This window comes from Actinoplanes sp. NPDC026623, from assembly GCF_040638275.1.
Lineage (GTDB): Bacteria > Actinomycetota > Actinomycetes > Mycobacteriales > Micromonosporaceae > Actinoplanes.
The window spans coordinates 1-23622 of the sequence record NZ_JBEZXZ010000141.1 but is presented as its reverse complement, the minus strand read 5'-3'; the positions used below and the strand labels follow the sequence as shown (position 1 = coordinate 23622).

The window sequence follows — 23622 nt, the reverse complement described above, 5'->3', positions numbered from 1 at the left end:
CCACTTCCGATCAGCCGCGGCGGCGGTGCCGGCGCCGCGCACCGAGACCCCCGCCGCGCCGCCGGCCGCCGACCCGCGCCTGGCCGACCTGGGGCTGACCCGCCGCGAACGTGAGGTGATCAAGCTGGTCGGCCAGGGCCTGAGCAACCGCGAGATCGCGACCCGCCTGGTGGTGGCGCAGCGCACGGCGGAGGGCCACGTGGAGAACATCCTGAGCAAGCTGGGCTTCACGTCCCGGGCCCAGGTTGCGGGCTGGCTGGCGGAACGGCGCGATACCTGACAGGAGGTGTCAGTCTCCTGCGGCAGGATCGGAGCTGCGGCGGCGATCGGCGCCGCCCGTTCCGAAAGGCTGCGCCATGCCCGGTTTCGCCTCCCTAGCAATGATCAACCTCGACGCCGAGGACCCCGCGGCCCTGGCGACGTTCTACTCGAAGGTGCTGGGCTGGGACGTCCTGCACACCGACGCGGAATACGCCATGGTCGGCGACGGCACGACGAGCATCGGCTTCGGCAAGGTGCCGGGCTACTCGGCGCCGGGCTGGCCGAAGGAGGCCGCCCCGAAGCGCTACCACCTGGACCTCTACGTCGACGACCTGGACAAGGCCGAGGAGCAGGCCCTCGCCCTCGGCGCGACCAAGCCGGCGGAGCAGCCGACGCCGGAGCGCTGGCGCGTGCTGCTCGACCCGGCCGGCCACCCGTTCGACATCTGCCTGCGCTCCTGAGCGCACGGCCGGGCGGCTAGCCTCCCGGCCGGTCGCCGAGCAGGCCGGCGATCATGCGGGACGCGATGGCCTCGAAGTTCGGTGGCGGGGCCGTCGCGCCCTCGCTCATCACCTTGGCGAGCCGCGGATAGGCCCCGCTCAGGACCGCCTCCCGCAGCCGCTCGACGTGCTCCGCAATCCGCTGCGTGTCGGTGACCCCGGCACGCGCCTGCACCACCTCGTTGCTCACGTAGCTGGCCACGAACCCGGTCAGCAGCGCCAGGATCTCCATCTTCGCCGGGCCGGGCAGGCCGGTGTGCTCGAGCGCGGCCAGGCCCCGCTCCAGGTGGCCGAGCATGTTGGGGCCGCCGAGCCGCCGGTTCGGCAACGCGGCGGGCATCCACGGATGCCGCAGCATCAGCGCGCGCTGCCAGCGCACCAGGCCGATCAGGCCGTCGCCGCCGTCCGCCGGGTCGAACTCGCTGACCTGCTCGACCATCTGGTCGAGCAGGTCTTCTTTGTCCCGCACGTACGTGTAGAGCGACATCACCCCCGCATCCAGCTCGGTCGCGAGCCGCCGCATCGTGAGCGCGTCCAGCCCCTCGGCGTCGGCGATGGCGATCGCGGCCGCGACGATCTGCGGCCGGGTGTGCGCGGGCGGACGGCCTCTGGGCACTGGCACCTCCGGGATGCTAGTTTCAGTACAACGTACGGGAAAGGACCGGTTGATGGAACGACTGCCATTTTTCCTCCGGCTGCTGCGCCGCCGCGCGGGGGCAGCCCCCTATGAGGTCCGGTGGGAGCGGGATCTCGAGATTCCCGCCGCCGACGGCAGCACGCTGCTCGCCGACCACTACGCCCCGGTCACCGACGAGCCCTGCCCGGTCCTGCTCGTCCGCAGCGCCTACGGGCGCGGCTTCCCGTGGAACTCGCTGTACGGCGCCGGCTTCGCGGCGCACGGCTACCGGGTGATCGTGCAGAGCACCCGCGGCACCGGCGGCTCGGGCGGCAGTTTCCACCTGTGGCGCAACGAGGCCGCCGACGGCCAGGCGACCGTCGACTGGCTGCGCAAGCAGGAGTGGTTCACCGGCGCGTTCGCGACGATCGGCTCGAGCTATCTCAGCTACGTGCAGTGGGCGCTCGGGCTCGACCCGCCGCCGGAGTGGCGCGCCGCCATCCTTCAGGTCCCGGCGCACGACTTCTCCCGGGCCTTCTACCTTCAGGGCGCCTTCCGGCTCGAGCTCGGCCTGATCAGCGGCACGGCGTTCTTCCACCAGTCCGCCGGCCCGGCCGCCTACCTCCGCGCGCTGCTGCGCCTCACCCTGAACCTGCGGCACGCCGTGCGGGGACTACCGCTGTTCGACTCCTACCGCCGGGCGCTCGGTGGCCGGCGACAGGAGTTCGAGGACTGGGCGAACCACCCGGACCAGGACGACCTGTTCTGGGCCGGATCCGACGCCGGGCCGGCGGCGGACCGGATGACCGTGCCGGTGAGCCTGGTCAGCGGCTGGCACGACCTCACCCTGGAGCCGGCCCTCGACCAGTACGCCCGGCTGCGCGCCGCCGGCCAGGAGCCGACGCTCATGATCGGGCCGTGGACGCACACGTCGGCGTTCGACAAGGGCTGGCCGGACGTCTTCCCGGACGCCCTCGAGCACCTGCGGGTGCACCTGCTCGGCGAGGGTGAGCGCAGCACCCGCGTCCGGGTGAGCGTCAACGGCGAGTGGCGTGAGCTGTCGCAGTGGCCGCCGCCGAACAGCCCGGTCCGGCTGCATCCGGGCCCGGACGGCACCCTCGGCGACCTGGCCGGCGGCGCCACCAGCTTCGACTACGACCCGGCCGACCCGACGCCCTCGTTCGCCGGCCAGTTGCAGTCGCCCAGCCAGGGCGCCCGCGACAACAGGTCCCTCGAATCGCGCGGGGACGTCCGGACCTTCACCACCGGGCCGCTGCCGGAGGCCCTGGAGATCATCGGTACGCCGACGGCCGACCTCTACGCGACCGGAAGCACCGGCCACTTCGACCTGTTCGTGAGGCTGTGCGACGTGGACCCCGGGGGCCGGTCGGTGAACGTGTGCGACGGCTTCGCCCGGCTCACCCCCGACCACGCGGACGAGGACCCGGTGCACATCGTGCTGGGCGCGGCCGGCCACCGCTTCGAGGCCGGCCACCGGATCCGCCTACAGGTCAGCGGCGGCGCGCACCCGCGCTTCGCCCGCAACTACGGCACCGGCGAGCCGCTCGGCACCGCCGTGCGGCTGGTCGCCACCCGCACGACGGTGCATCACGGCCCGGAGCATCCCTCGGTGCTGACGCTGCCGGGGGTTTGACCCACCTCGATTCGGGGGTAACAGGCCGCCGCTGACCTATCCCCCACAGAATCGAGGCTCTCCGATGACCATTCAGGGGCTCTTCTACCTCATCGCCATCATCCTGCTCGTGGTCGCCGCCCTGCCGATCGGCTCGCGCGGCATCTCGCTGGCCCTGCTCGGCGCCGCGTTCGCGCTGCTGGGCTTCTCCTGGGACGCGATCACGGCCGGGTGACCCGCCGGTAGATCACGGCCTGCCAGCCATCGAGGACCAGGTCGTCCCCCGGTGCCGCGGCGTTGGTGAGAAGCAGCTCCGACTGCGCCCACGCCGCGGCATCGTCGATCTCGGCGCGGACCGTCTCGGCCGTGAAGTTGCCGATCACCAGCAGCGTCGTGCCGCCGAGCGTGCGGGTGAACGCGTACAGCCGCTCGTCGTTGGGCAGCAGCATGGTGAAGTCGCCGTGCACGACCGCCGGCTCGGAGTGCCGCAGCTCGATCAGCCGGCGGTAGAAGTGATAGACCGAGTCCGGGTCCTTCACCGCCGCGGCCGCGTTGACCTCGGGATAGTTCGGGTTGGCCGGCAGCCACGGCGTGCCGGTGGTGAAGCCGGCGTGCGGCGTGGCGTCCCACTGCATCGGGGTCCGCGCGTTGTCCCGGCCGCGCGCCCGCAGCACCGTGAGCACGTCCTGCGGCGCCCGGCCGTCGTGGGTGACGGCCTGCGCGTACTGGCCGAGCGCCTCGATGTCGCGGAAGTCGTCGATGGTGGCGAACGGCGCGTTCGTCATCCCGAGTTCCTCACCCTGATAGACGTACGGGGTGCCGCGGTGCAGGTGCAGGACCGCGCCCAGCATCTTGGCCGAGCGCTCCCGGTAGCGCGGGCCGTCGTCGCCGAACCGCGAGACCACCCGCGGCTGGTCGTGGTTGTTCCAGTAGAGACTGTTCCAGCCGACCTCGGCCAGCCCCGCCTGCCAGCGGCCGAGGATGCCCTTGAGCGTGGTCAGCCGCAGCGGATAGAGCAGCCACGGGTCGGCGCCGCGGTCGACCCAGACGTGGTCGAACTGGAAGACCATGTCGACCTCCCGGCGGGCCGGATCGGTGTAGAGCACCGCCTCCTGCACGGTGACGCCGGGCATCTCCCCGACGGTCAACATCGCGTCGCGGCCGGCGAAGACCCGCTCGTTCATCTCCCGCATGAACTCGTGGTTGCGCGGCCCGTTCAGCCAGTACGGCCCGCCGTCGCCGTACGCCGAGCCGGGCCGGATCACGCCGTCCGGCAGCGACGTGTCCTTGGAGATGTGGTCGATGACGTCCATCCGGAAGCCGTCGACGCCCCGGTCCAGCCACCAGTTCATCATGGCGTAGACGGCGTCGCGGACCGCCGGATTCTCCCAGTTGAGGTCCGGCTGCTTGCGGCTGAAGATGTGCAGGTAGTACTCGCCGCTCGCCGGGTCGTACTCCCAGGCCGAGCCGCCGAAGACCGAGCCCCAGTTGTTCGGCTCGGCGCCGGGCGTACCCGGCGGCATGCCTTCGCGGGCCGGCCGCCACCAGTACCAGTCCCGCTTGGCGCTGTCCCGGCCGGCGCGGCTCTGTTCGAACCACCGGTGCTCGTCCGAGCTGTGGTTGACGACCAGGTCCATGACCAGCTTCATGCCGCGCTCGTGCACGCCGGCGAGCAACTCGTCGAAGTCCGCGAGGTTTCCGAAGACCGGATCGATGTCCTGATAGTCGCTGACGTCGTAGCCGTTGTCGTCCTGCGGGGACGGATAGACGGGCGACAGCCAGATCACGTCGACGCCGAGACCCGCGATGTGGTCCAGGTGGCCGATGATGCCGCGCAGGTCGCCGATGCCGTCACCGTCGGCGTCGGCGAAGCTGCGGGGATAGATCTGATAGACGACTGCGCTGTGCCACCAGGGGTTCTCCATATTCCTCTTTAACATGGGAACCCCGGCCGGAACACCTGATCCACTTCATACTGGGCCCCATGAAGGTCGCCCTGCTCGGACCGGTCGCGTGGCGGACGCCGCCGCTTCACTACGGACCCTGGGAGTTGATCACCAGCCTGCTCGCCGAGGGGCTGACCGCCCGCGGCGTCGACGTGACGCTGTTCGCGACGCTCGACTCGGTCACCAAGGCCGCCCTCGACGGCGTCTGCCCGAGCGGGTACGAGGAGACCCCCGAGCTCGACGGCCGGGTGTGGGAGGCCCTGCACATCGCGTACGCGCTGGAGCGCTCCGGCGAGTTCGACCTCGTGCACAACCACCTCGACTGGCTGCCGCTGGCGTTCTCCGCGCACTGCCGGGCGCCGATGCTCACCACCGTGCATGGCTTCTCGGGGCAGAACATCCTGCCGGCGTACCGGCGGGCCCGGTCGCACTACGTCTCGATCTCCGACGCGGACCGCTGCGCGGACCTCGACTACGCCGGCACCGTCTACCACGGCGTCGACCTCGACGGGCTGCCTTTCGGCCCGGACGGCGGCGAGGACCTGGTCTGCTTCGGACGCATCCACCCGGACAAGGGCACCCACACCGCCATCGAGATCGCCCGCCGGGCCGGCCGGCGGCTGACCCTCTGCGGCATCGTGCAGGACCGGCGCTACTTCGCCGAGCAGGTCGAGCCGCACATCGACGGCGAGCGGGTGGCCTACCTGGGCTCGGTCGGGCCAGCGGACCGGGCGCGGATCCTCGGCGGCAGCGCGGCCCTGCTGCACCCGATCCTGTTCGCCGAGCCGTTCGGGCTGTCGGTCGTCGAGTCGATGATCTGCGGGACGCCCGTGGTCGCGTACCGGAAGGGCTCGATGCCCGAGGTGGTCGACGAGGGCCTCACCGGCCGCCTGGTGGACGACGTGGACCAGGCGGTCGCGGCCGTCGCGGGCATCGACCGGCTGGACCGGGCGGCGTGCCGGGCCCGCGCCCGGTCGCGGTTCGGCGCCGACCGCATGGTCGACGACTACCTGCGGATTTACCGAGAATTGGTCAGCTGAATTGGCCGGTCTTGTTAATGTCCTATTACCGAATTGCGGCATATTTCTTAGTCGCCGCTGAATAGCTGAGGCGTTCGCCCGTGCTCCATGCCCGCGCGCGCCGGTTCGTGCTGCGGGGAGGCAGCCGCCTGATCAGAAAGGCCTTTTCATGCCCGCCACCTACGGCTTCTTGAGCACCTATCCCCCCACGCAATGCGGTTTGGCGACGTTCAATGCGGCGCTCGCAAGCCACCTGACGGGTGGGAGACCCGGCAGCGGTGTGGTCCGGCTGCTCTCGGCCGACGCGACCGGGGGTGGGCTGGAGGTCGACCGGACGGCGCCCCGGGTGGTGCACACCTGGCACACGGACGCGCCCGGCGGCTGGGCGGCGGCGGCCAAAGCGCTGAACCGCTTCGACGTGGCGGTGCTGCAGCACGAGTACGGCATCTACCCCGGCGACGCCGGCGACGAGGTGCTGCCCCTGCTGCGCGCCCTCAAGGTGCCGACGATCGTCGTGCTGCACACGGTGCTGAGCACCCCGTCGCCGCTGCAGCGCACGGTGCTCGAGCGGATCGTCGCGGCGGCCGACGCGGTCGTCACCATGACCGACACCGCACGCCGGCGGCTGACCACCGGCTACCGGGTCGACCCCGACAAGATCACGGTCATCCCGCACGGCGCGGGCAGCCACTCCAGCGCGCCGCGCGCGGCGCGCGACATCCCGCACCTGCTCACCTGGGGGCTGCTCGGGCCGGGCAAGGGCGTCGAGTGGGCGCTGCGCGCGCTGGCCCTGCTCGGCGACCTCGACCCGCTGCCGGCGTACACCGTCGCCGGCCGGACCCATCCGAAGGTGCTCGAGCAGCACGGCGACGTCTACCGGGAGTCGCTGCGGTCGCTCGCGAAGGAACTCGGCGTCGCCGACCAGGTCCGGTGGGACGACGTCTACCACGACCAGGCGGCGCTGAGCCGGCTGATCCGCTCGGCCGACGCGGTGGTGCTGCCGTACGACTCCACCGAGCAGGTCACCTCCGGCGTGCTCATCGAGGCGGTCGGCGCGGGCGTGCCGGTGGTCGCGACGGAGTTCCCTCACGCCGTCGAGCTGCTCGCCGACGGCCCCGGCCTGCTGGTGCCGCATCAGGACCCGGAGGCGATGGCCGCCGCGATCCGGCACGTGCTCGCGCTGCGGGACTCGCCGAACCAGCTGGCCGGGCTCACCGGCGGGCCGACGCTGCGCTGGCCGGCGGTCGCCGCGCGCTACCAGGCGCTGGTGGCGCGGCTGGTGCCGGACCGCATGCCCGTCACGACCTCCGTGCCCGCGTGAGCATCTCGTTGCGGCTGGTACCGCCGCCCATTCGCCTCATCGACGCGCCCGAGCCCAACTGGTCGCAGATCGCCCGGCTCTCCGACGACACCGGCCTGCTCGAGCACGCCCGCAACTCGACGCCCCGGCGCGAGCACGGCTACTGCGTGGACGACGTGGCCCGGGGCCTGCTCGTCGCCGCCCGCGAGCCGCAGCCCACCGCGCAGGTGGTCCGGCTCGCCGAGCGGTACCTGACGTTCGTCAGCCACGCGCTCGCCCCGGACGGCAGCTGCCGCAACCGCTTCGGCTACGACCGGGTCTGGCACGACGAGCCGAGCCTCGGCGACTGGTGGGGCCGGGCGTTGTGGGGGCTCGGCACGGCCGCGGCCCGCTTCCCGGTCCCCTGGATCCGGGCCGAGGCCCACGAGGCGTTCGCCATCGCGGCCCGGCAGCGCTCGCCGTGGCCGAGGGCGATGGCCTTCGCCGGGCTCGGCGCGGCGGAGGTGCTGCGGGCCGACCCGCGGTCCGGCATCGCGGCCTCCCTGCTCGGCGACGCGGCCACGGTCATCGGCATGCCCGGCACCGACCCGGACTGGGTCTGGCCGGAGCGCGAGCTGACCTACGCGAACCCGGCGCCGGCCGAGGTGCTGATCCAGGCGGGTGACCTGCTGGGCGACGAGCCGCTGCTCGCCGACGGGCTGCGGATGCTCGCCTGGCTGTGCCAGATGCAGGAACATCAGGGCCACCTCTCCACCGTCCCCGTCGGCGGCTGGCGGCCGGGTGTGCCGAAGCACCGGCACGACCAGCAGCCGATCGAGGCCGCCGCCACCGCCGACGCCTGCGCGACCGCGGCGGCGGTGACCGGGGACGAGCGGTGGGACGCGCCGCTGTTCATGTCGATCGCCTGGTTCCTCGGCGACAACGACACCGGCACGGTCATGTACGACCCCCTGACGGGTGGTGGATATGACGGACTGAAGCCGGATGGCCCTAACCTGAACCAAGGCGCCGAATCCACCCTCGCGCTCGTCTCCACGCTGCAGCACGCACGAACGCTGGCGAACCGGAGCGCGACCCGACCGTCAGGCGGACTGGCATGACCGACTGCACCGCAGCGAAGCAAGGGCCAGAAGGGCATGCGAAAGGTGGCACAGCATGACCGACTGCACCGCAGCGAAGCAAGGGCCAGAAGGGCATGCGAAAGGTGGCACAGCATGACCGCGATCATGGATCCGAGCGATGTACAGACCACCTCCCTCGCGATGCGTCACGCGCTGACGATGCAGCCGGACGGCCGCCGGGTCGTCATCAAGCTCTTCGTTCCCGGCGAGGACGCCCAGGACAGCCAGAGCGGCCAGAGCCGCGCCTCCTCGATCATCGAGCGGGTGCTGCAGCTGGAGGAGGACGAGATCACCCGGCTGCTCGACGGCGTGCTGGCGCGCTTCGCCGGGCGCCATCACGACATCTGCGCGACCTTCCAGCACCACTACGACCTGGTGCAGCACCGGGTGCCGCCGGACGTCGAGCTGTCGCCGACGGCCCGGGCGCTGATCGGCGCCTACTTCAGCCACGAGTTCTCCGTCGAGGCGGCCGCGCTGTGCAACCCGTCGATGGTCCCGCACCCCGACCAGAGCGACCTGGCCCCGGGCGAGCTGCGGACCGCGATCAGCCTCCGGCAGATCGGCGAGGGGCACATCTCCTCGATCGGCTTCTGCTCCGCGGTCCTCGGCCCGGACGACACGATCAGGCTGGAGGACCGCGACGGCCCGCTGATGATCGGCCAGCGGGTCGGCGCCAAGCACCGGCGCGACCTGCTCGCGGCCGGCCTGGCCGAGGAGGACCTGGACAACGAGCTCACCGCGACCGTGCTGTCCTCGCTGCCCGAGCGCTATGACGACGAGGCGTTCGAGGAGGTCCTCGGTCACCTGCCCGCCGAGTTGCTGGCCCGGCCCACCACCAACGAGACGCTGGAGGCGATCCGGCGCATCGTGGCCAGCGACTACGCGGTCAACTTCCCGGCCACCGTCCCGCTGCACGAGCGGGTGCTGTGGCCGGCCACGCCGGCCGAGAGCAACGGCATGGAGGACGCGCGCTTCGTGCAGGTCGAGGAGGACGACGGGCGCATCGCCTACTACGCCACCTACACCGCGTACGACGGGCGGCACATCGCCGGGCGGATGATCCACACCCGCGATCTGCGGCACTTCGAGGTGACCGCGCTGCGCGGCACGGCCGCCCGCAACAAGGGCATGGCGCTGTTCCCCCGGCCGGTCAACGGGCGGCACCTGGCGCTGTGCCGCAGCGACGGCGAGACGCTGGGGCTGAGCACCCGCGACGAGCAGAACCGCTGGCAGGACGCCGTGCCGCTGCTGGTGCCGCACCGCGGCTGGGACCTGATCCAGGTGGGCAACTGCGGGTCCCCGGTGGAGACCACCGCGGGCTGGCTGGTGCTCACCCACGGCGTGGGCCCGATGCGCCGGTACGCGATCGGCGCGATGCTGCTCGACCTCGACAACCCGGAACGCGTCATCGCCGACCTGCCGCACGGGCTGCTGGAGCCGGACGAGATCGAGCGCGAGGGCTACGTCCCGAACGTCGTCTACTCCTGCGGCGGGGTCGTGCACGCGGGGCGGTTCTGGCTGCCGTACGGGGCCAGCGACGTCCGGGTCGGCTTCGCCAGCATCCCGCTGGACAAGCTGCTCGACGCGATGGTGCCGGCTATGCGGGAGATGCCCGACGACTCATGGCTGACCTGAGCCCAGCGACGCGGCCTCGCGCGCGTCGTGCACCAGCAGGGCGATCTGCACCCGGTTCGTCGACTCGAGCTTGGTGAGGATCCGGGACACGTACGCCTTGACCGTCGCCGTGCTCATCCGCAGGGCCGTGCCGATCTCCTGATTGGTGCGGCCCTGCGCCACGAGCGACGCGACCTCGCGCTCGCCGGGGCTGAGCCGCCGCAGCGCCGCGCGGGCCCGGTCCCGGGACGGGTCGGCGCCGGTCGTCGCGACGAAGCTCATCATCCGGCGCAGCACCTCCGGCGACAGCATCGGCTCGCCCGCCGCGACCCGCCGCACGGCCCGGGCGATCTCGTTCGGCGGCGTGTGCTTGAGCAGGAATCCGCTGGCGCCGGCGCGCATCGCCCGCAACACGTGCGCGTCGGTGTCGAATGTGGTCAGCACGATCACCTCGGGCGGATCCCGGCGGGCGCGCAGCGACTCGGTGGCGGTCAGCCCGTCCATGCCCGGCATCCGGATGTCCATCAGCACGACGTCCGGGCGGTGGCTGTTGATCGCGGCGGCGACCTCGGTGCCGTCGGCGACCGCCCCGGCCACCTCGATGCCGTCGAACGCACCGAGCATCATGGTCAGTCCGGCGCGGACCAGGGCGTCGTCGTCGACGAGCAGCACCCGTACCGGATCGTCCGGATTTTCCGAACCCGCTATCCTCAAGATCTATTCGCCTCGCTAAATTGATGGCCGTGAATCATGCAGGGACCGGGGACGGAGTGAGGATCACACGCCGGGGAGTTCTCAAGGCGGGCGGCGCTGCCGCCTTCGTCGTGGCGGCCGGCGGCGCCGCGGTCAACGCCCTGCCGGACGTCGCCGACGACCCGGTGCCCTTCCGCCTCGGGACATACACCTCGGCGGGCGGCCCGGGCATCATCGGCGGCCACCTCGACCCGGCGACCGGCGCCCCGGTGGCCGAGGGCGGCGCCGTGGCGCTCAGCGAGGCGTCGTGGCTGGCGACCAGCCCGGCGGGCAGCATCCTCTACGCCATCAGCGAGCAGCACGCCGGCACGGTCAGCGCGCTCACCCCCGGGCTCGAGGTGCTCAGCACGACGCCGACCGGCGACGGCCCGGCACACGTCACCGTGCACCCGGGCGGCAACTTCCTCTTCGTGTCGCTCTACGGCGGCGGCGCCGTGGTCACCCACCCGATCGACGGCGACGGGACGGTCTCGCCCGCCAGCGACACCCGCCGCCAGGGCATCGGCGGCCGCCGGTCGCACGCGCACCAGGCCGTCATCGACCCCACCGGCGCGTACCTGCTCGTGGTCGACCTCGGCGTGGACACGATCTTCATCTACGCCTTCGACAGCCAGGCGGGCCGGCTCGGCGAGGTCGCGCGTACGGCGCTGGCGCCCGGCAGCGGGCCCCGGCACCTGGCGTTCCATCCCGGCGGCGGCTTCGCGTACGTGGCGAACGAGCTCGACTCGACGGTGACCGTCTGCGCCTGGGCCGACGGCGTGCTCAAGCCCGGCCAGGTGATCGCCGCCGGGCCCGCGACCCCGGTCACCAACCACCCGGGCGAGATCGTCGTCTCGTCCGACGGCCGCTTCGTCTACGTCAGCAACCGCGGCACCAACACCGTCGGCGTCTTCGCGACCCGCGACGGCGGCGCCCGCCTGGCGCCCGTCGCGACGCCGGCCTGCGGCGGCGACTGGCCCCGCCACCTGACCCTCGACCCGTCGGGCCGGCGGCTCTACGTCGCCAACCAGCGCTCCGGCACGGTGACCTGGCTGCCGGTCGACGCCGCCACCGGCGTGCCCGGCGCCGTCGCGGGCCGGTTCGCCGCGCCGGGTGCCGCGCAGATCCTGATCTAGGTCCGGTTTCGCACGGGGGTCGCGGCGAGGCGAAACAGGGCCTAGGGCGTCCACGGCAGCCAGGCCCGCAGCCGGAACTCGCCGCTCGTCGTGGGCCCGTGTTCGAGGCGGCCCCCGGCGAGCTGCACCCGCTCGCCGATGCCGACCAGCCCGGCGCCGGCGCCGGGCAGCGCGGGCCCGCCGGCCACCAGCGCGTTGCCGACCTCAACGACCAGGCCCCGCTCGGCGTGGCCGGTGACCGCCACCCGCACGCTCGCGCCCGGCGCGTGCTTGCGGGCGTTGGTCAGCGCCTCCTGCACGATCCGGTAGGCGTGCCGGCCGACGCCCGCCGGCACCGGCCCGGCGGCGGCCAGCTCGAGCTCCACCAGCGCGCCGGCGTCCCGGGACTGCTCGATCAGCGTCGGCACGTCCGCGAGGGTCGGCTGCGGCCGGTCGTCGGCGGGCTCGCGCAGCATCCCGATGACCTGCCGCAGGTCCTCCAGGGCCTCGTAAGCGCCCTGCCGGATCACCCCGGCGGCCTCCCGCTCGCCCGCCGGCGCGTCCCGGCGCACCTCGAGGGCCCCGGCGTGCACGGCCAGCAGCGAGATCCGGTGGGCGAGCACGTCGTGCATCTCGCGGGCGATCCGCTCCCGCTCGCCCAGCCGGGCCTGGTCGAGGCGCAGCTGCTGGCCCTGTTCGGCCTGCCGGGCCCGCTCGGCGAGCGAGTGCACGAGCCGCCGGTGCGAGCGGACCAGCATCGCCGTCGCGACGACGATGACGTGCAGCAGCACCAGGAACGTCACCGACTCCCAGAAGGTGCGGGTCGGGCCGAGCGCGAGCAGGTAGACGCCCGCCAGCGAGGCGGCGTGCACCCCGGCGACGCCGACGGCGACCCGGGCCGGCCGGTAGAGAGCGACGGCGAAGAGCGCGATCGGGGTGGCACCCATCGGCAGCCCGAAGACGAGCCCGAGCGCGATGAGCGCGAGCGCCAGCGCCACCGGCCGGCTGCGCCGGAAGGCGACCAGGCCGGCCACCGCGACCAGGCCGGCGGCGAGCTCCACCCCCAGGGGCCAGCCCCCGCCCTCGTCGAGGGTGGTCGAGAGGAAGAAGGCGCCCAGGACCAGCGCGACGACCGCCAGGGCCCCCTCGATCCGCCAGCGCCTCATGCCTGGACGGTACTGCGCGCCGGCCGCCGCCCGCAGTGGCCGGATGGCGGCCACCGGGTCGACTTTGGTCGACGCGGTCTCGACCCCCGCCGGTATCCGGGTGCCCGGCGCGGGCCGAAGACTCGGTGACGTGATCGACGAGACGACGACCGTGGCGACGCCGGTGTGGGCCCGCGCGGCGGGGTGGGCCGCGCTGAGCGCCGCCGGGGCCGGGCTGGGCTGGGTCGTGCACCAGCTGCCGGACTGGATACTGCGCCTTCCCTTCGCGCCGATGCGCGGGCCGCTCCGGCTGGCGTCCCGGCTGCCCGAGCCGGAGGCGACGATCGGCGCCGTGCTGCTCGGGACGCTCGCCGGGCTGGCGCTGGCGTTCCTGGCGGACCGGGAGTCGCTGACCGTACGGATGTCGCGCACCGAGGTGACGCTGACCCGGCCGGGCAGCACCCGGACGGTGCCGCGGGCCGACGTGGCCGTCGCCTACCGCGAGCGCGACCAGCTGGTGCTGCTCGGGCGGACCGGCCGCGAGCTGGCCCGGGAACCGTCCCACCTGGCGTCCGGGCGGCTGGCCTCGCTGTTCGGCGCGGCCTGGTCCGAGCGGGACCCGTACGCGGACGCCTACCGGCGCTGGGTGCCGGGCCTGCCGGGCATCCCGGCGGAGGCGGAGGCCGTCTTCGTGGCCCGGCAGGTGGCGCTGGACCGCGGCGACGGCGACGACGCCCGGGAGCTGCGCGGCGAACTGGCCCGGCTCGGCTTCGTGGTGCGCGACGCCAGGAAGCGCCAGCACTTCCGCGTGACCTAGACGGTCGCGGCGACGACCCAGATGGTCAGCACGGCCAGGAACTCGCCGTCCTCGCCGGCCCGGTCGACCTGGTCGAACCAGCGCTCCCGCAGGCCGTCCGGGGTGCCCCAGGTCTCCTGCGGCACCTGGTGGTTGACCATCGGCAGGACCACGGCGGCCGAGGCGGGGTCGGGGAAATAGCAGGTGACCGGGGTCGCGGCGATGTCGTGCAGCCCGTAGCCGACCAGCCGGCGGCGCAGCGTGCGGCCCATGTCCAGCTGGCGCGGGGTGAGCCGGCCGTGCATGTGCGCGACGATCGTCTGCGCCAGGCCGGCGTCCACGCCGTCGAAGGCGAGCGAAGCCCAGTCGGTGTCGACCAGGCAGACCCGGCCGCCGGGGCGGGTCACCCGGATCAGCTCGCCGATCGCCACGTCCGCGTCGTCGACGTGCTGCAGGACCCGCTCGCACCACACCCCGTCGAAGCTGTCGTCCGGCAGCTCCAGGGCGGAGACGTCCCCGGTGACGTAGCGGATGGCGCCGCCGTCGTGCCGCTTGCGGGCCGCGGCCAGGGTCCCCGCCGAGTAGTCGAGCGCCACCACCTCGCCGCCGGGCGCCACCGCGGCCGCCAGTTCGCGGGACACGTCGCCGGCGCCGCAGCCGGCGTCGAGCAGGCGCTGCCCGGGTGCCGGGCGCAGCGCCTGCCACGCGACGTTGCGCACGCGGCGGATCTCGGGATGCCGGGACATCCCCTCGAGCGCCGCGACCAGCATGGCGAGCATTTCCGGCGGCATCGAGTCGAGGTCCGCGAAGGGGGTGCGGTCCAGCTGTGCGGGCTCCATGGCACAGATCGTCGCGCGGCGAGCGCGTCACGGTGACGGGCCGTCAACCTTCCGACACGCAGGCTCGCACTTTCGGGTATCAGGACCGGAAGGACGGGACGGCCCGGCCGCACGCCGGGTAGCGTCGACCGATTGGCGTTGATGTGTTCCCGGACACCGTCCCGCGCTGCGCCGGACCGGGCGCTCCCCTCGGAGACGATCGTGGGCCGTAAGATCCGAAACATGACGGCAACACGGATCGGTCTGGTCGGGTACGGCTCCGGGGGGCGGATCTTCCACGCGCCCCTGCTCGCGTCCGCTGACGGTGTCGAGTTCGCGGGTGTGGTGACGCGCTCGCCGGAGCGCCGGGCGGAGCTGGCGAAGGGACACCCCGGCGTCCCCGCGTACGACTCGCTCGCGGATCTCGCCGCGGCGGGCGTGCAGGCGGTCACGATCTCGACGCCGGCCGCGACGCACGCCGCGCTGGCCCGCGAGGCGATCGATCTCGGCCTGGCCGTGGTGGTCGACAAGCCGTTCGCGCTGGACGCCGAGGCGGCCCGCGAGGTGACCACCAAGGCCGCCGGGGCGGGCGTGCTGCTCAGCGTCTACCAGAACCGGCGCTGGGACTCCGACCTGCTGACCCTGCGGCGGCTCATCGGCGAGGGCGCGCTGGGCGAGGTCCGCCGCTTCGAGTCCCGCTTCGAGCGCTGGTCTCCGGAGCGCATGCCGCCCGCCGCCGGCGGCGGCACGCTCCTCGACTTCGGCGCCCACCTGGTCGACCAGGCCCACCTGCTCTTCGGACCGGTCACCCGGGTGTACGCGGAGATGCGCGGCGACGGCGACCTGGACGACGACGTCTTCGTGGCCCTGCACCACGAGAGCGGCGTCGAGTCGCACCTGTGGGGCAGCTGGCGCCAGGCCGCACCGGGCCCCCGCTTCCGGGTCAGCGGCACGACGGGCACCTACATCGTCGACGGCATCGACGGGCAGGAGGCCGCGCTGAAGGGGGGCCGCTCCCCCGCGGACCTGGGCGAGCGCTGGGGCGTCGAGCCGGAGCACGCCTGGGGCCGGCTCTACCGCGGCGCGACCGGCGCGCCCGTCCGCAGCGAGCGCGGCCGCTGGGACAGCTACTACCCGGCGTTCGCGGCCGCGGTGCGCGGCGAGGCGCCGCTGCCGGTCGACCCGTGGGACTCGGTCCGCAACATGGACGTCCTGGACACGGCCCGGATCAGCGCGACGACCGGCGAGACGGTGAACCTGCAGGGCGTCTAGGGCCGGGCCTCCGGCCCCAGCACCCGGGCCGTCGCCAGCGAGGCCGCGAAGGTCGCCGGATCCAGGTCGAGGCCGCCCGGCAGCCAGGTCGGCTCGGCGTCCGGCTCGATCATCGCGGCGAGGATCGCGGGCGGGTCCAGGCCCGCGCGCAGCAGCGCGCCCAGCTCCCGCGGGTTGACCGCGGGCGGCAGCGGCCCGTTGCCCAGGTCGGTGCCGTAGCGCACCTTCCCGCCGTGCTCCAGGAAGCGCCGCAGGTTGCCGATCGCCGTGTCCTGCTCCGGCGTCGGCGTGCCCCAGCCGTGGATGTCCAGGGTGCTGATCCAGGTCATCCGGCCGGCGGCGTCCCGCAGCAGGGCGTCGTCGAGCTCCTCGGTCCACGGCGTGTGCGCAAGCACCTCCACGCCGGCCTCGCAGGCCGCGGCGACCGTGCCCGGGCCCTCCGCGTGCGCGACCACCGGAAGTCCGGCGGCCCGGGCCGCGGAGACGACCGCGGCCAGCGTCGCGGCCGGCAGCATCGGGCCGCCCGCGTGCGCGGTCACCTTGATCAGCGTCGCGCCCGCGGCCCGGGCCTCGCCCACCGCGGCGGCCGCGTCGTCCGCGGAGCGCACCTCCCGGCAGCTGCCGGCCGGCGCCCACGAGCGGTCGCTGGGATAGCCGCCGGGAGCGATCAGAAACGGTCCGGCGTACCGCATCCCGGGTGCTCCCCGGGCGGCCAGCGCCGCGACCCGCTCCGGCACGCCGCCCAGGTCCCAGACGTACGAGATCCCGCCGGCGGGCAGCGTCGCCAGGTCGACGAGCGCGGAGTGCACGTGCGCGTCGCAGAGGCCGGGCAGCACCGCGCCGGGCAGCGTGCGCCGCGCCGCGCCGTCCGGGATCTCGGCGACCGGCCGGACCTCCCGGGGCCCGGGCCCGAGGCGCAGCGCGGACCCGGCGTGCGTGCGCGCGCCCCACCAGATCGTGTCGGCGACCAGCCAGGTCCCGGTCACCGAGCCTTTTTCGACGTGGCGGGGGCCGCGACTCCCGGCGGTGGTCAACGGCTCGGAGACCTCTGGCCCGAGGCCAGGTTGAAAATTGCTCACCGCTGCTTCTCGAGAAGCTCCCGGATCAGCGAGAGGCCGCGGTGCACCTCCACGAAGCCGGTGCTCAGCGGCGCCGGGCCGATCCGGATGCCGTTCGGGTTGCGGTAGTCGGGCAGCACGCCGTTGTCCCAGAGGGTCCCCAGCAGCCGCTCGAAGCCGGGATGCGCCAGCGTCACGTGCCCGCCGCGCCGCGCGGCGTCGCGCGGACTGGCCACCTCGACGCCGAGCGGCACCAGCCACCGGTCGGCCAGGTCCAGCGCGTACGCGGTGAGCAGCACCGACTTGGCCCGGACCGCCTCGATGCCGGCCTCGGCCAGCATGTCGAGGTTGGCGTGCAGCGGGACCATCGCCAGGATCGGCGGGGTGCCGCTGAGCAGCGCACGCACCCCCGCGGCCGGCTCGTGGCCGGGTCCCATCTCGAACGACGCCCGGTGCCCCATCCAGCCCTGGATCGGCTGGCGCAGCTCGCCCTGCAGCTCGCGCCGCAGGTAGGCGAACGCGGGCGCGCCCGGGCCGCCGTTGAGGTATTTGTAGGTGCAGCCGACGGCCAGGTCGGCACCCCACGCGTCGAGGTGCAGGTCGACCGAGCCGACCGAGTGGCTCAGGTCCCAGAGCGTCAGCGCCCCGGCCGCGTGGGCGATCCGGTTGATCTCCATCGCGGGCGCCAGCCACCCCGACCGGTACGCGACGTGGCTGAACAGCACCAGCGCCGTGTCCTCGTCCACCACCTCGGCGACCTGCTCCGCGGTGATGCCGGTGGCCGGGTCCGTCTCGATCCACACCAGGGACAGGCCACGCTCGGCGGCGATGCCCTCCAGCACGTACCGGTCGGTCGGGAAGTTGTCGGTGTCCAGCACGATCTTGCCGCGGCCGGGCCGGGCGTCGACGGCCGCCCGGGACATCTTGTAGAGCAGCACCGTGGTGGAGTCGGCGACCACCACCTGGCCGGGGGCGGCGCCCAGCGCGACCGCGCCGAGCCGGTCGCCGAGCAGCAGCGGCCACTGCATCCAGCCCTCGGTCCAGCCGCGGATGAGCCGGCCGGCCCACTGCTCGCGGACGAACTCGTCAAGCAGTTGCGCGGTGGCCCGCAGCGGGCGGCCGAGCGAGTTGCCGTCCAGGTAGGAGATGACGTCGAAGCCGTCCGGGGTGATGAAGCGGTCGCGCAGGTGCGCGAGCGGATCGGCGGCGTCCAGCGCCTCGGCGCGGCTCAGCAGCTCGTCGGTCATGCGGTGCCCACTGCCACTCCGATCTCGGTCCGGACCGCGTACAGCTCCGGGAAGAAGGTCAGGTCGAGTGCCTTGCGCAGGAAGTCGACGCCGCTGGAGCCGCCGGTGCCGCGCTTGAAGCCGATGGTCCGCTCCACGGTCTTGAGGTGCCGGAAGCGCCAGAGCTGGAAGTTCTCCTCGAGGTCGACGAGCTCCTCGCAGGCCTCGTACGCCTCCCAGTTCGCGTCCGCGTTCTCGTAGATCTTCACGAACACCGGCACCAGGTCGGGGTTGTAGCGGTAGGGCATGGTCACGTCGCGCTGCAGCAGCTCGGCCGGCACCCGGTGCCCGGCCCGGGCCAGGTAGCGCAGGAACTCGTCGTAGACGCTCGGCGCCTCCAGCGCGGAGACGAGCAGCTCCTTGGCGCCGGCGTCGTTGTCGAAGAGCCCCAGCATCCGCTTGTCCTTGTTGCCGAGCATGAACTCGACCGCGCGGTACTGGTAGGACTGGAAGCCCGAGGATGTGCCGAGGAAGCTGCGGAACTCGGCGTACTCCGACGGGGTGAGCGTGGCCAGCACCGACCACTGCTCGGTGAGGCAGCGCTGGATGTGCTTGACCCGGGCGAGGCCCTTGAGCGCCGGCCGCAGGTCGTCCGCGGCCAGTTGCCGCTGCACGGCGCGCAGCTCGTGCAGGATCAGCTTGAGCCAGAGCTCCGAGGTCTGGTGCTGCAGGATGAAGAGCAGCTCGTCGTGGTGCTCGGGGACGCTGACGGGATGCTGCGCCGTCAGGATCTCGTCGAGATGCAGGTACCGCCCGTAGGACAGATTGACCTTGAAGTCCCGGACGATTCCGGCCTCCAGGGGCCGCTGGTTCGACGACACTTTCCTACCCTCCTCAGATGATCAACCTGAAGGAGATCACACTCGTCAGATGTTGGCGAGCGAGCCGTCAGTAAGGATCGGACCCCAGTACACCCACTGACCGTCCTGCCGCACGAATCGGCTGCGCTCGCGCATCTCACCGGGACGGCCGCCGTCGCGGTAATGCGCCCGGAACTCCACGACGCCCTCCGCGTCGAAGAGCCCGCCGCCCGTCGACTCCAGCACGTCGAGGCCGGTCCAGCGCAGGCCCGGGTCGGGCTCGAAGTCGGCCGGCCGGGTCGATGGATGCCAGGAACTGAGCACGTACGCCGCGTCGGCGAGCACGAAGGCCGCGTACCGGGAGCGCATCAGCGCCTCGGCGGCGGCCGGCGCCTTGCCGCGGTGCGCCGGGCCGCAGCATTCGCCGTACGGCAGGCCGAACCCGCAGGGGCAGGGCCTGGCGTCGTCGAAGGCGGCCGGCGCCGCGGTGCGCCGGGGTGATCGTCGGGCCATGGCTGCCATTGTCCCCCACCCGCAACCCGGCGCGACCGGTAGTGGCGGATCCGCGGCCGGGCTACGTCGCCCTGCGTACGGCGGGCTGCGTCGACGAGGGCATGACCGGGGCCGCCGGGCTTGACAGGCTCGGCGGCATGGTCCTTCCACCGCGCTGGCGCAGACTCGTACTCACCGTGCACGTGATCACCGCGGTCGGCTGGCTCGGCGTCGACCTGGTGCTGCTGACGTTCGGCGTCTCCGGGCTGGCCGGCGCGGATCCCGAGGTCGTCTACCCGGCGCAGAGCATGATCGGCCGGCTGCTCTTCACCCCGCTGAGCGTGCTGGTCTGGCTGATCGGGGTGTGCAACGCGGTCTTCACCCCCTGGCGTCTGTTCCGGCACTGGTGGGTGCTGGTCAAGCTGCTGCTCACCACCGTGATGCTGGGCCTGGTGATCTTCCTGCTCTACCCCGGGCTGACCGAGGCCGGGGACCTCGCCGGCGCGCTGCCGCGGCGCGACCGGATCAACATGGTGGTGGCGCCGGCGGTCTCCAGCAGCCTGCTGATCTTCGCCACCGTGCTCTCCACCTACAAGCCGTGGGGGCGCACTAGCCGGCCTGCTGCTCGATCACGATCCCACTGATCACCCGCTGGCAGCGGTCCAGCTCCTCGATCAGGCCCTGCATCTCCTCGATGGCCGAGACGGCGTTCTGTGTGTCGCTGCGGATGCCGCCCACCTGACCGCCGATCTCGTTGGTCGCCGTCGCGGTCTCGTTCGCCAGGTCCTTGACCTCGCTGGCGACGACCGCGAAGCCGCGGCCCGCCTCGCCGGCCCGGGCCGCCTCGATGGTGGCGTTGAGCGCGAGCAGGTTGGTCTGCTTCGCGATCGTCGCGATGAGTTCGACGACCTTGCCGATCTCGGTGCTGCTGGCCTCCAGCCGCTGGATCACCGCGACCGCGGTCTGCGCGGCGCGCACCGCGGACTGCGTGGCCGTCGCCATGTCGCTGCTGACGTCGGCCAGCCGATGCACCGAATTGTGCGGGCTCTCGTCGTAATGGCCGCCGTCATCCCGCCGCTGATTGCCGTCCCCGGATTCCCACTCGGTCATCGTGCTCCGCCCATAGCTGTCGTCCCGATATACCAAGATTCGCACCCGACAGCGGCTATTCGCGGTGATTCCGGATGATTGACCCTTTTTCCACGGGGGCCGCGGCGGCGCGCGCCCCTTTCGCCGGCGATCCGACGGTATTCGCAAGACCGGTCAAAGATTCGTCTGGCGCTGCAAAGGCCTGTACAACTCTTGCAGTGAGTTGACGTAGGATTCCGCCGTGACCAAACGTCTCGCCGAGGTGGCGAAGAAGGCGGGCGTCAGCGAGGCCACCGTCAGCCGGGTGCTCAACGGCCGCAGCGGCGTCTCCGAGGCGACCCGCGCGTCCGTGCTGACGGCCCTCGACGTGCTGGGCTACGAGAGACCCACGAAGCTGCGCGGCGAGCGCGGCCGGCTGGTCGGCCTGGTGCTGCCCGAGCTGCAGAACCCGATCTTCCCGGCGCTGGCCGAGGTGGTGACCGCGTCGCTGGCCCAGCGCGGTTTCACGCCCGCGCTCTGCGCCCGCACCATCGGCGGCGTGCCCGAGCGCGACTACATCGAGATGCTCCTGGACCACCAGGTGTCCGGCGTGGTCTTCGCCGGCGGCTCCTACGCCCTCGCCGACGCCGAGCACGGGCACTACCGGCAACTGCTCGACCGGCGGATGCCGGTCGTGATGGTCAACGGCGGCGTCGACGACCTCGGCTTCCCGCACATCTCGACCGACGACGCCGTCGCCGTCGAGCAGGCCTACGGCCACCTGCGCTCGCTCGGGCACGAGAAGATCGGCATGGTGATGGGCCCGGAGGACCACGTGCCGTCGCGCCGCAAGCTGGCGGCGGTCAAGCGCGTCGCGGGCTGGGACGGCCCGGAGTCGCAGTGGCCCGTCGAGCGCACCAACTTCTCGATGGAGAGCGCCCGGCTGGCCGCCACCCGGCTGATCCAGCGCGGCATCACCGCGATGATCTGCGCCAGCGACGTGCTGGCCCTCGGCTCGATCCGGGCGGCCCGCCGCCTGGGCCTCGAGGTGCCGCGCGACGTGTCAGTCGTCGGCTACGACGACAGCGCCCTCATGACCTGCACCGACCCGCCGCTGACCACCGTCCGGCAGCCGATAGAGCTGATGGGGCAGGCCGCGGTCGACGTGCTGGTGAACCAGATCGAGGGCGCCGCGGCGACCGCCGACGAGCTGCTGTTCGAGCCGGAGCTGGTGGTGCGCGGATCCACCGCCCCGGTGCCGCATCGCGCGGCCACCGCCTCGTGACAGGCGGCTGAGCAGGACATTCATCGTCATCACCAGGGCGGGCCTCCGGGCCCGCCCTTTCTTTGCGCCCGCCGATCCTGGCCGTCGAGTTTTTTCTATTGTTGGTTCACTTCTTGCGGGACACCGTTTGACTTTGTATCGTCACTGCCACGAAACAACGCAACGAGACCCACGTCACAATTTGGACTTACCCATAGGCGCGCACCCACCCAGGAAGGGCGTAATCCCCCATGTTCAAATCCAGGCTGCGCAGTGCCCTCGGGCTCCTGCTCGTCGCCGGAGTCGCGATGTCCGCCGCCGCGTGCGGCGACAGCGGCGACGACTCGACGGCATCGAAGGACGGCAAGGTCACGCTGGTGATCAACGGCCTTCCGCCCGCCACCGAGAAGGCGACGCACGACCGCTTCCTCGCCAACGTCGCCGAGTTCGAGAAGGCGAACCCGAACATCAAGATCGACGCCCGCGAGGGCAAGATGGACCCGCAGACCTTCCCGGCGAAGCTCGCCGGCGGCCAGCTCGAGGACGTCTTCTACGTCTACTTCACCGACCCGGCCAGCCTGATCGCCAAGCACCAGGTGTCGGACATCAGCAAGTACCTCAAGGACTACCCGATCACCTCGCAGCTCAAGCCCGAGGTCCTGCGGGTCTTCCAGGACGACAAGGGCGCGACGTTCGGCCTGCCGTACAAGAACTACTCGATGGGGCTGCTCTACAACCGGGCCCTGTTCACCAAGGCCGGCCTGGACCCGAACAACCCGCCGAAGACCTGGGCCGACCTGCGCACCGCCGCCAAGAAGATCGCCGGCCTGGGCGACGGCACCGTCGGCTACGGCGACTACAGCAAGAGCAACACCGGCGGCTGGCACTTCACCACCGAGCTCTACTCCATCGGTGGCGACGTGGCCGTCAACAACGGCGGCACCTGGAAGGCGGCCTTCAACAGCCCGCAGGGCAAGCAGGTGCTGCAGCAGCTCAAGGACATGCGCTGGACCGACAACTCGATGGGCCAGAAGCAGCTCCTCGAGTGGGCCGACCTGCTGCAACAGATGGGCTCCGGCAAGCTCGGCATGTACCTCGCCACCGCCGACAACATCCCGACCATCGTCAACCAGTACAAGGGAAAGTACGAGACCTACGGCCTCGGACAGATCCCGGACGGCAAGGGCACGCTGGGCGGCGGTGAGGGCTACATGTTCAAGGCGGGCCTGAGCCCCGAGAAGATCAACGCCGGCCTCAAGTGGCTGACCTTCTGGTTCACCTCGGCGGACCGCTACGAGGCAGAGAACAAGTGGGCCAGCTCGACCGACCAGCCCGTCGGCCTGCCCGAGCCCGCGATCTTCACCGGAGCGGCGGCGGAGACGCAGGCCGCGGCCGACAAGAAGTACGCCAACGTGCCGCAGGAGAATTACGCGCCGTTCGTGTCGGCGATGGCCGGCATCCCGGTCAAGCTCGAGCCGCCGAACGCGCAGCAGATCTACGCGGCCCTCGACGTCGCGATGCAGAAGGTGCTGACGGACAAGAACGCGGACATCGACAAGCTCCTCGCCGATGCCGAGACCCAGACCAACAGCATCCTGGCAACCGTCAAGTAACGAGGCCCGGCCGCCGGCGGGGGGGGGCCCCCCCCCCCGGGCCCCCGCCCCCCCCGGCGCCCCCCCCCCCCCCCCGCCGGGTCCGGATCCGGGTCACCCAGGACGGACGCTCGCAATGGCGGGACGAGCCGCCGGACGGATGCTGGATGTCGG

At 72.5% G+C, this 23622-nt stretch carries 24 protein-coding genes; 14 read left to right on the top strand and 10 right to left on the bottom strand.

What is annotated here, in order from left to right; translation table 11 throughout:
- Both AB0F10_RS31680 and AB0F10_RS31675 read left to right on the top strand, forming a co-directional pair.
- The coding region (locus tag AB0F10_RS31680; RefSeq protein ID WP_360633269.1) for a helix-turn-helix transcriptional regulator at positions 1 to 280 on the top strand (280 nt) is incomplete at its 5' end.
- A 76-nt stretch (positions 281 to 356) separates the two neighbouring features.
- Positions 357 to 722 carry a VOC family protein gene (locus AB0F10_RS31675; RefSeq protein WP_360633266.1) on the top strand — a complete coding sequence of 122 codons (366 nt, stop codon included), beginning with the start codon at positions 357 to 359 and terminating at the stop codon, positions 720 to 722.
- Between the two features lie 16 nt (positions 723 to 738).
- On the opposite strand, the gene AB0F10_RS31670 is transcribed toward AB0F10_RS31675, so the two are convergent.
- Positions 739 to 1383, bottom strand: coding sequence for a TetR/AcrR family transcriptional regulator C-terminal domain-containing protein (locus AB0F10_RS31670; protein ID WP_360633263.1), 645 nt, complete (start codon positions 1381 to 1383; stop codon positions 739 to 741).
- Between the two features lie 46 nt (positions 1384 to 1429).
- On the opposite strand from AB0F10_RS31670, the gene AB0F10_RS31665 reads away from it, so the two are divergent.
- The gene (locus tag AB0F10_RS31665) at positions 1430 to 3031 is read left to right on the top strand and encodes a CocE/NonD family hydrolase (protein ID WP_360633260.1); all 1602 of its coding nucleotides are present in this window, start codon (positions 1430 to 1432) and stop codon (positions 3029 to 3031) included.
- A 64-nt stretch (positions 3032 to 3095) separates the two neighbouring features.
- Positions 3096 to 3245 carry a hypothetical protein gene (locus AB0F10_RS31660; RefSeq protein ID WP_360633257.1) on the top strand — a complete coding sequence of 50 codons (150 nt, stop codon included), beginning with the start codon at positions 3096 to 3098 and terminating at the stop codon, positions 3243 to 3245.
- Here AB0F10_RS31660 and AB0F10_RS31655 read toward each other — a convergent pair.
- Positions 3232 to 4935: an alpha-glucosidase gene (locus AB0F10_RS31655; RefSeq protein WP_360633254.1), complete on the bottom strand. Its 1704-nt coding sequence runs from the start codon at positions 4933 to 4935 to the stop codon at positions 3232 to 3234. The two genes, AB0F10_RS31660 and AB0F10_RS31655, sit on opposite strands and share 14 nt — an antisense overlap.
- Before the next feature lie 59 nt (positions 4936 to 4994).
- Between AB0F10_RS31655 and AB0F10_RS31650 the strand changes: the two genes are divergently transcribed.
- The 4 genes from AB0F10_RS31650 to AB0F10_RS31635 all read left to right on the top strand — a co-directional run bounded on the left by AB0F10_RS31650 (position 4995) and on the right by AB0F10_RS31635 (position 10031).
- Positions 4995 to 5996 (top strand): glycosyltransferase family 4 protein, encoded by a 1002-nt coding sequence (locus tag AB0F10_RS31650; protein WP_360633251.1) that lies wholly within the window; start codon positions 4995 to 4997, stop codon positions 5994 to 5996.
- 148 nt (positions 5997 to 6144) lie between these two features.
- Positions 6145 to 7296 (top strand): glycosyltransferase, encoded by a 1152-nt coding sequence (locus AB0F10_RS31645; RefSeq protein WP_360633248.1) that lies wholly within the window; start codon positions 6145 to 6147, stop codon positions 7294 to 7296.
- The gene (locus AB0F10_RS31640; RefSeq protein WP_360633245.1) at positions 7293 to 8375 is read left to right on the top strand and encodes a glycosyltransferase; all 1083 of its coding nucleotides are present in this window, start codon (positions 7293 to 7295) and stop codon (positions 8373 to 8375) included. Before AB0F10_RS31645 ends, AB0F10_RS31640 begins: the two co-directional genes overlap by 4 nt.
- A 114-nt stretch (positions 8376 to 8489) precedes the next feature.
- Positions 8490 to 10031, top strand: coding sequence for a glycoside hydrolase family 130 protein (locus AB0F10_RS31635; protein ID WP_360633242.1), 1542 nt, complete (start codon positions 8490 to 8492; stop codon positions 10029 to 10031).
- Here AB0F10_RS31635 and AB0F10_RS31630 read toward each other — a convergent pair.
- Complete coding sequence (locus AB0F10_RS31630) at positions 10017 to 10727, bottom strand: response regulator transcription factor (protein ID WP_360633272.1); 711 nt, start codon at positions 10725 to 10727, stop codon at positions 10017 to 10019. The genes AB0F10_RS31635 and AB0F10_RS31630 overlap by 15 nt on opposite strands.
- 53 nt (positions 10728 to 10780) lie before the next feature.
- On the opposite strand from AB0F10_RS31630, the gene AB0F10_RS31625 reads away from it, so the two are divergent.
- A complete protein-coding gene (locus tag AB0F10_RS31625) occupies positions 10781 to 11878 on the top strand; it encodes a lactonase family protein (RefSeq protein ID WP_360633239.1) in 1098 nt (365 codons plus the stop codon).
- A gap of 41 nt (positions 11879 to 11919) precedes the next feature.
- Here the strand turns inward: AB0F10_RS31625 and AB0F10_RS31620 are convergent, their stop codons facing one another.
- Entirely contained in the window at positions 11920 to 13023 is a 1104-nt protein-coding gene (locus AB0F10_RS31620; protein WP_360633236.1) for a histidine kinase, read from the bottom strand.
- Positions 13024 to 13066: 43 nt separating this feature from the next.
- Between AB0F10_RS31620 and AB0F10_RS31615 the strand changes: the two genes are divergently transcribed.
- A complete protein-coding gene (locus tag AB0F10_RS31615) occupies positions 13067 to 13819 on the top strand; it encodes a hypothetical protein (protein ID WP_360633233.1) in 753 nt (250 codons plus the stop codon).
- Here the strand turns inward: AB0F10_RS31615 and AB0F10_RS31610 are convergent.
- Complete coding sequence (locus AB0F10_RS31610) at positions 13816 to 14637, bottom strand: methyltransferase domain-containing protein (protein WP_360633230.1); 822 nt, start codon at positions 14635 to 14637, stop codon at positions 13816 to 13818. The genes AB0F10_RS31615 and AB0F10_RS31610 overlap by 4 nt on opposite strands.
- Positions 14638 to 14859: 222 nt before the next feature.
- Here AB0F10_RS31610 and AB0F10_RS31605 point away from each other — a divergent pair, with 222 nt between their 5' ends.
- Entirely contained in the window at positions 14860 to 15888 is a 1029-nt protein-coding gene (locus tag AB0F10_RS31605; RefSeq protein WP_360633227.1) for a Gfo/Idh/MocA family oxidoreductase, read from the top strand.
- Here AB0F10_RS31605 and AB0F10_RS31600 read toward each other — a convergent pair.
- The 4 genes from AB0F10_RS31600 to AB0F10_RS31585 all read right to left on the bottom strand — a co-directional run bounded on the left by AB0F10_RS31600 (position 15885) and on the right by AB0F10_RS31585 (position 19545).
- A complete protein-coding gene (locus tag AB0F10_RS31600; RefSeq protein ID WP_360633224.1) occupies positions 15885 to 16874 on the bottom strand; it encodes an amidohydrolase in 990 nt (329 codons plus the stop codon). The two genes, AB0F10_RS31605 and AB0F10_RS31600, sit on opposite strands and share 4 nt — an antisense overlap.
- An 89-nt stretch (positions 16875 to 16963) precedes the next feature.
- A complete protein-coding gene (kynU, locus tag AB0F10_RS31595; protein ID WP_360633221.1) occupies positions 16964 to 18193 on the bottom strand; it encodes a kynureninase in 1230 nt (409 codons plus the stop codon).
- Positions 18190 to 19053 carry a tryptophan 2,3-dioxygenase family protein gene (locus AB0F10_RS31590; protein ID WP_360633218.1) on the bottom strand — a complete coding sequence of 288 codons (864 nt, stop codon included), beginning with the start codon at positions 19051 to 19053 and terminating at the stop codon, positions 18190 to 18192. Before AB0F10_RS31590 ends, kynU begins: the two co-directional genes overlap by 4 nt.
- A 45-nt stretch (positions 19054 to 19098) precedes the next feature.
- Positions 19099 to 19545, bottom strand: coding sequence for a YchJ family metal-binding protein (locus AB0F10_RS31585; protein WP_360633215.1), 447 nt, complete (start codon positions 19543 to 19545; stop codon positions 19099 to 19101).
- A gap of 41 nt (positions 19546 to 19586) precedes the next feature.
- On the opposite strand from AB0F10_RS31585, the gene AB0F10_RS31580 reads away from it, so the two are divergent.
- Positions 19587 to 20168, top strand: a complete 582-nt coding sequence (locus AB0F10_RS31580) for a hypothetical protein (protein ID WP_360633212.1) — start codon at positions 19587 to 19589, stop codon at positions 20166 to 20168.
- Here the strand turns inward: AB0F10_RS31580 and AB0F10_RS31575 are convergent.
- Entirely contained in the window at positions 20134 to 20634 is a 501-nt protein-coding gene (locus AB0F10_RS31575; protein ID WP_360633209.1) for a methyl-accepting chemotaxis protein, read from the bottom strand. The two genes, AB0F10_RS31580 and AB0F10_RS31575, sit on opposite strands and share 35 nt — an antisense overlap.
- A gap of 220 nt (positions 20635 to 20854) precedes the next feature.
- Between AB0F10_RS31575 and AB0F10_RS31570 the strand changes: the two genes are divergently transcribed.
- Both AB0F10_RS31570 and AB0F10_RS31565 read left to right on the top strand, forming a co-directional pair.
- Positions 20855 to 21877 carry a LacI family DNA-binding transcriptional regulator gene (locus AB0F10_RS31570; RefSeq protein WP_360633206.1) on the top strand — a complete coding sequence of 341 codons (1023 nt, stop codon included), beginning with the start codon at positions 20855 to 20857 and terminating at the stop codon, positions 21875 to 21877.
- A 230-nt stretch (positions 21878 to 22107) separates the two neighbouring features.
- Positions 22108 to 23469, top strand: a complete 1362-nt coding sequence (locus AB0F10_RS31565; RefSeq protein WP_360633203.1) for an extracellular solute-binding protein — start codon at positions 22108 to 22110, stop codon at positions 23467 to 23469.
- Positions 23470 to 23622 lie beyond the last annotated feature (153 nt).

Excerpts from the sequence above, each read along its gene's own strand:
- kynU (WP_360633221.1), bottom strand. The coding sequence starts at position 18,193 with ATGACCGACGAGCTGCTGAGCCGCGCCGAGGCGCTGGACGCCGCCGAT.
- AB0F10_RS31660 (WP_360633257.1), top strand. The coding sequence starts at position 3,096 with ATGACCATTCAGGGGCTCTTCTACCTCATCGCCATCATCCTGCTCGTG.
- AB0F10_RS31565 (WP_360633203.1), top strand. The coding sequence starts at position 22,108 with ATGTTCAAATCCAGGCTGCGCAGTGCCCTCGGGCTCCTGCTCGTCGCC.
- AB0F10_RS31635 (WP_360633242.1), top strand. The coding sequence starts at position 8,490 with ATGACCGCGATCATGGATCCGAGCGATGTACAGACCACCTCCCTCGCG.
- AB0F10_RS31645 (WP_360633248.1), top strand. The coding sequence starts at position 6,145 with ATGCCCGCCACCTACGGCTTCTTGAGCACCTATCCCCCCACGCAATGC.
- AB0F10_RS31650 (WP_360633251.1), top strand. The coding sequence starts at position 4,995 with ATGAAGGTCGCCCTGCTCGGACCGGTCGCGTGGCGGACGCCGCCGCTT.
- AB0F10_RS31605 (WP_360633227.1), top strand. The coding sequence starts at position 14,860 with ATGACGGCAACACGGATCGGTCTGGTCGGGTACGGCTCCGGGGGGCGG.
- AB0F10_RS31575 (WP_360633209.1), bottom strand. The coding sequence starts at position 20,634 with ATGACCGAGTGGGAATCCGGGGACGGCAATCAGCGGCGGGATGACGGC.
- AB0F10_RS31585 (WP_360633215.1), bottom strand. The coding sequence starts at position 19,545 with ATGGCCCGACGATCACCCCGGCGCACCGCGGCGCCGGCCGCCTTCGAC.
- AB0F10_RS31620 (WP_360633236.1), bottom strand. The coding sequence starts at position 13,023 with ATGAGGCGCTGGCGGATCGAGGGGGCCCTGGCGGTCGTCGCGCTGGTC.
- AB0F10_RS31675 (WP_360633266.1), top strand. The coding sequence starts at position 357 with ATGCCCGGTTTCGCCTCCCTAGCAATGATCAACCTCGACGCCGAGGAC.
- AB0F10_RS31665 (WP_360633260.1), top strand. The coding sequence starts at position 1,430 with ATGGAACGACTGCCATTTTTCCTCCGGCTGCTGCGCCGCCGCGCGGGG.
- AB0F10_RS31610 (WP_360633230.1), bottom strand. The coding sequence starts at position 14,637 with ATGGAGCCCGCACAGCTGGACCGCACCCCCTTCGCGGACCTCGACTCG.
- AB0F10_RS31615 (WP_360633233.1), top strand. The coding sequence starts at position 13,067 with ATGGCGGCCACCGGGTCGACTTTGGTCGACGCGGTCTCGACCCCCGCC.
- AB0F10_RS31655 (WP_360633254.1), bottom strand. The coding sequence starts at position 4,935 with ATGGAGAACCCCTGGTGGCACAGCGCAGTCGTCTATCAGATCTATCCC.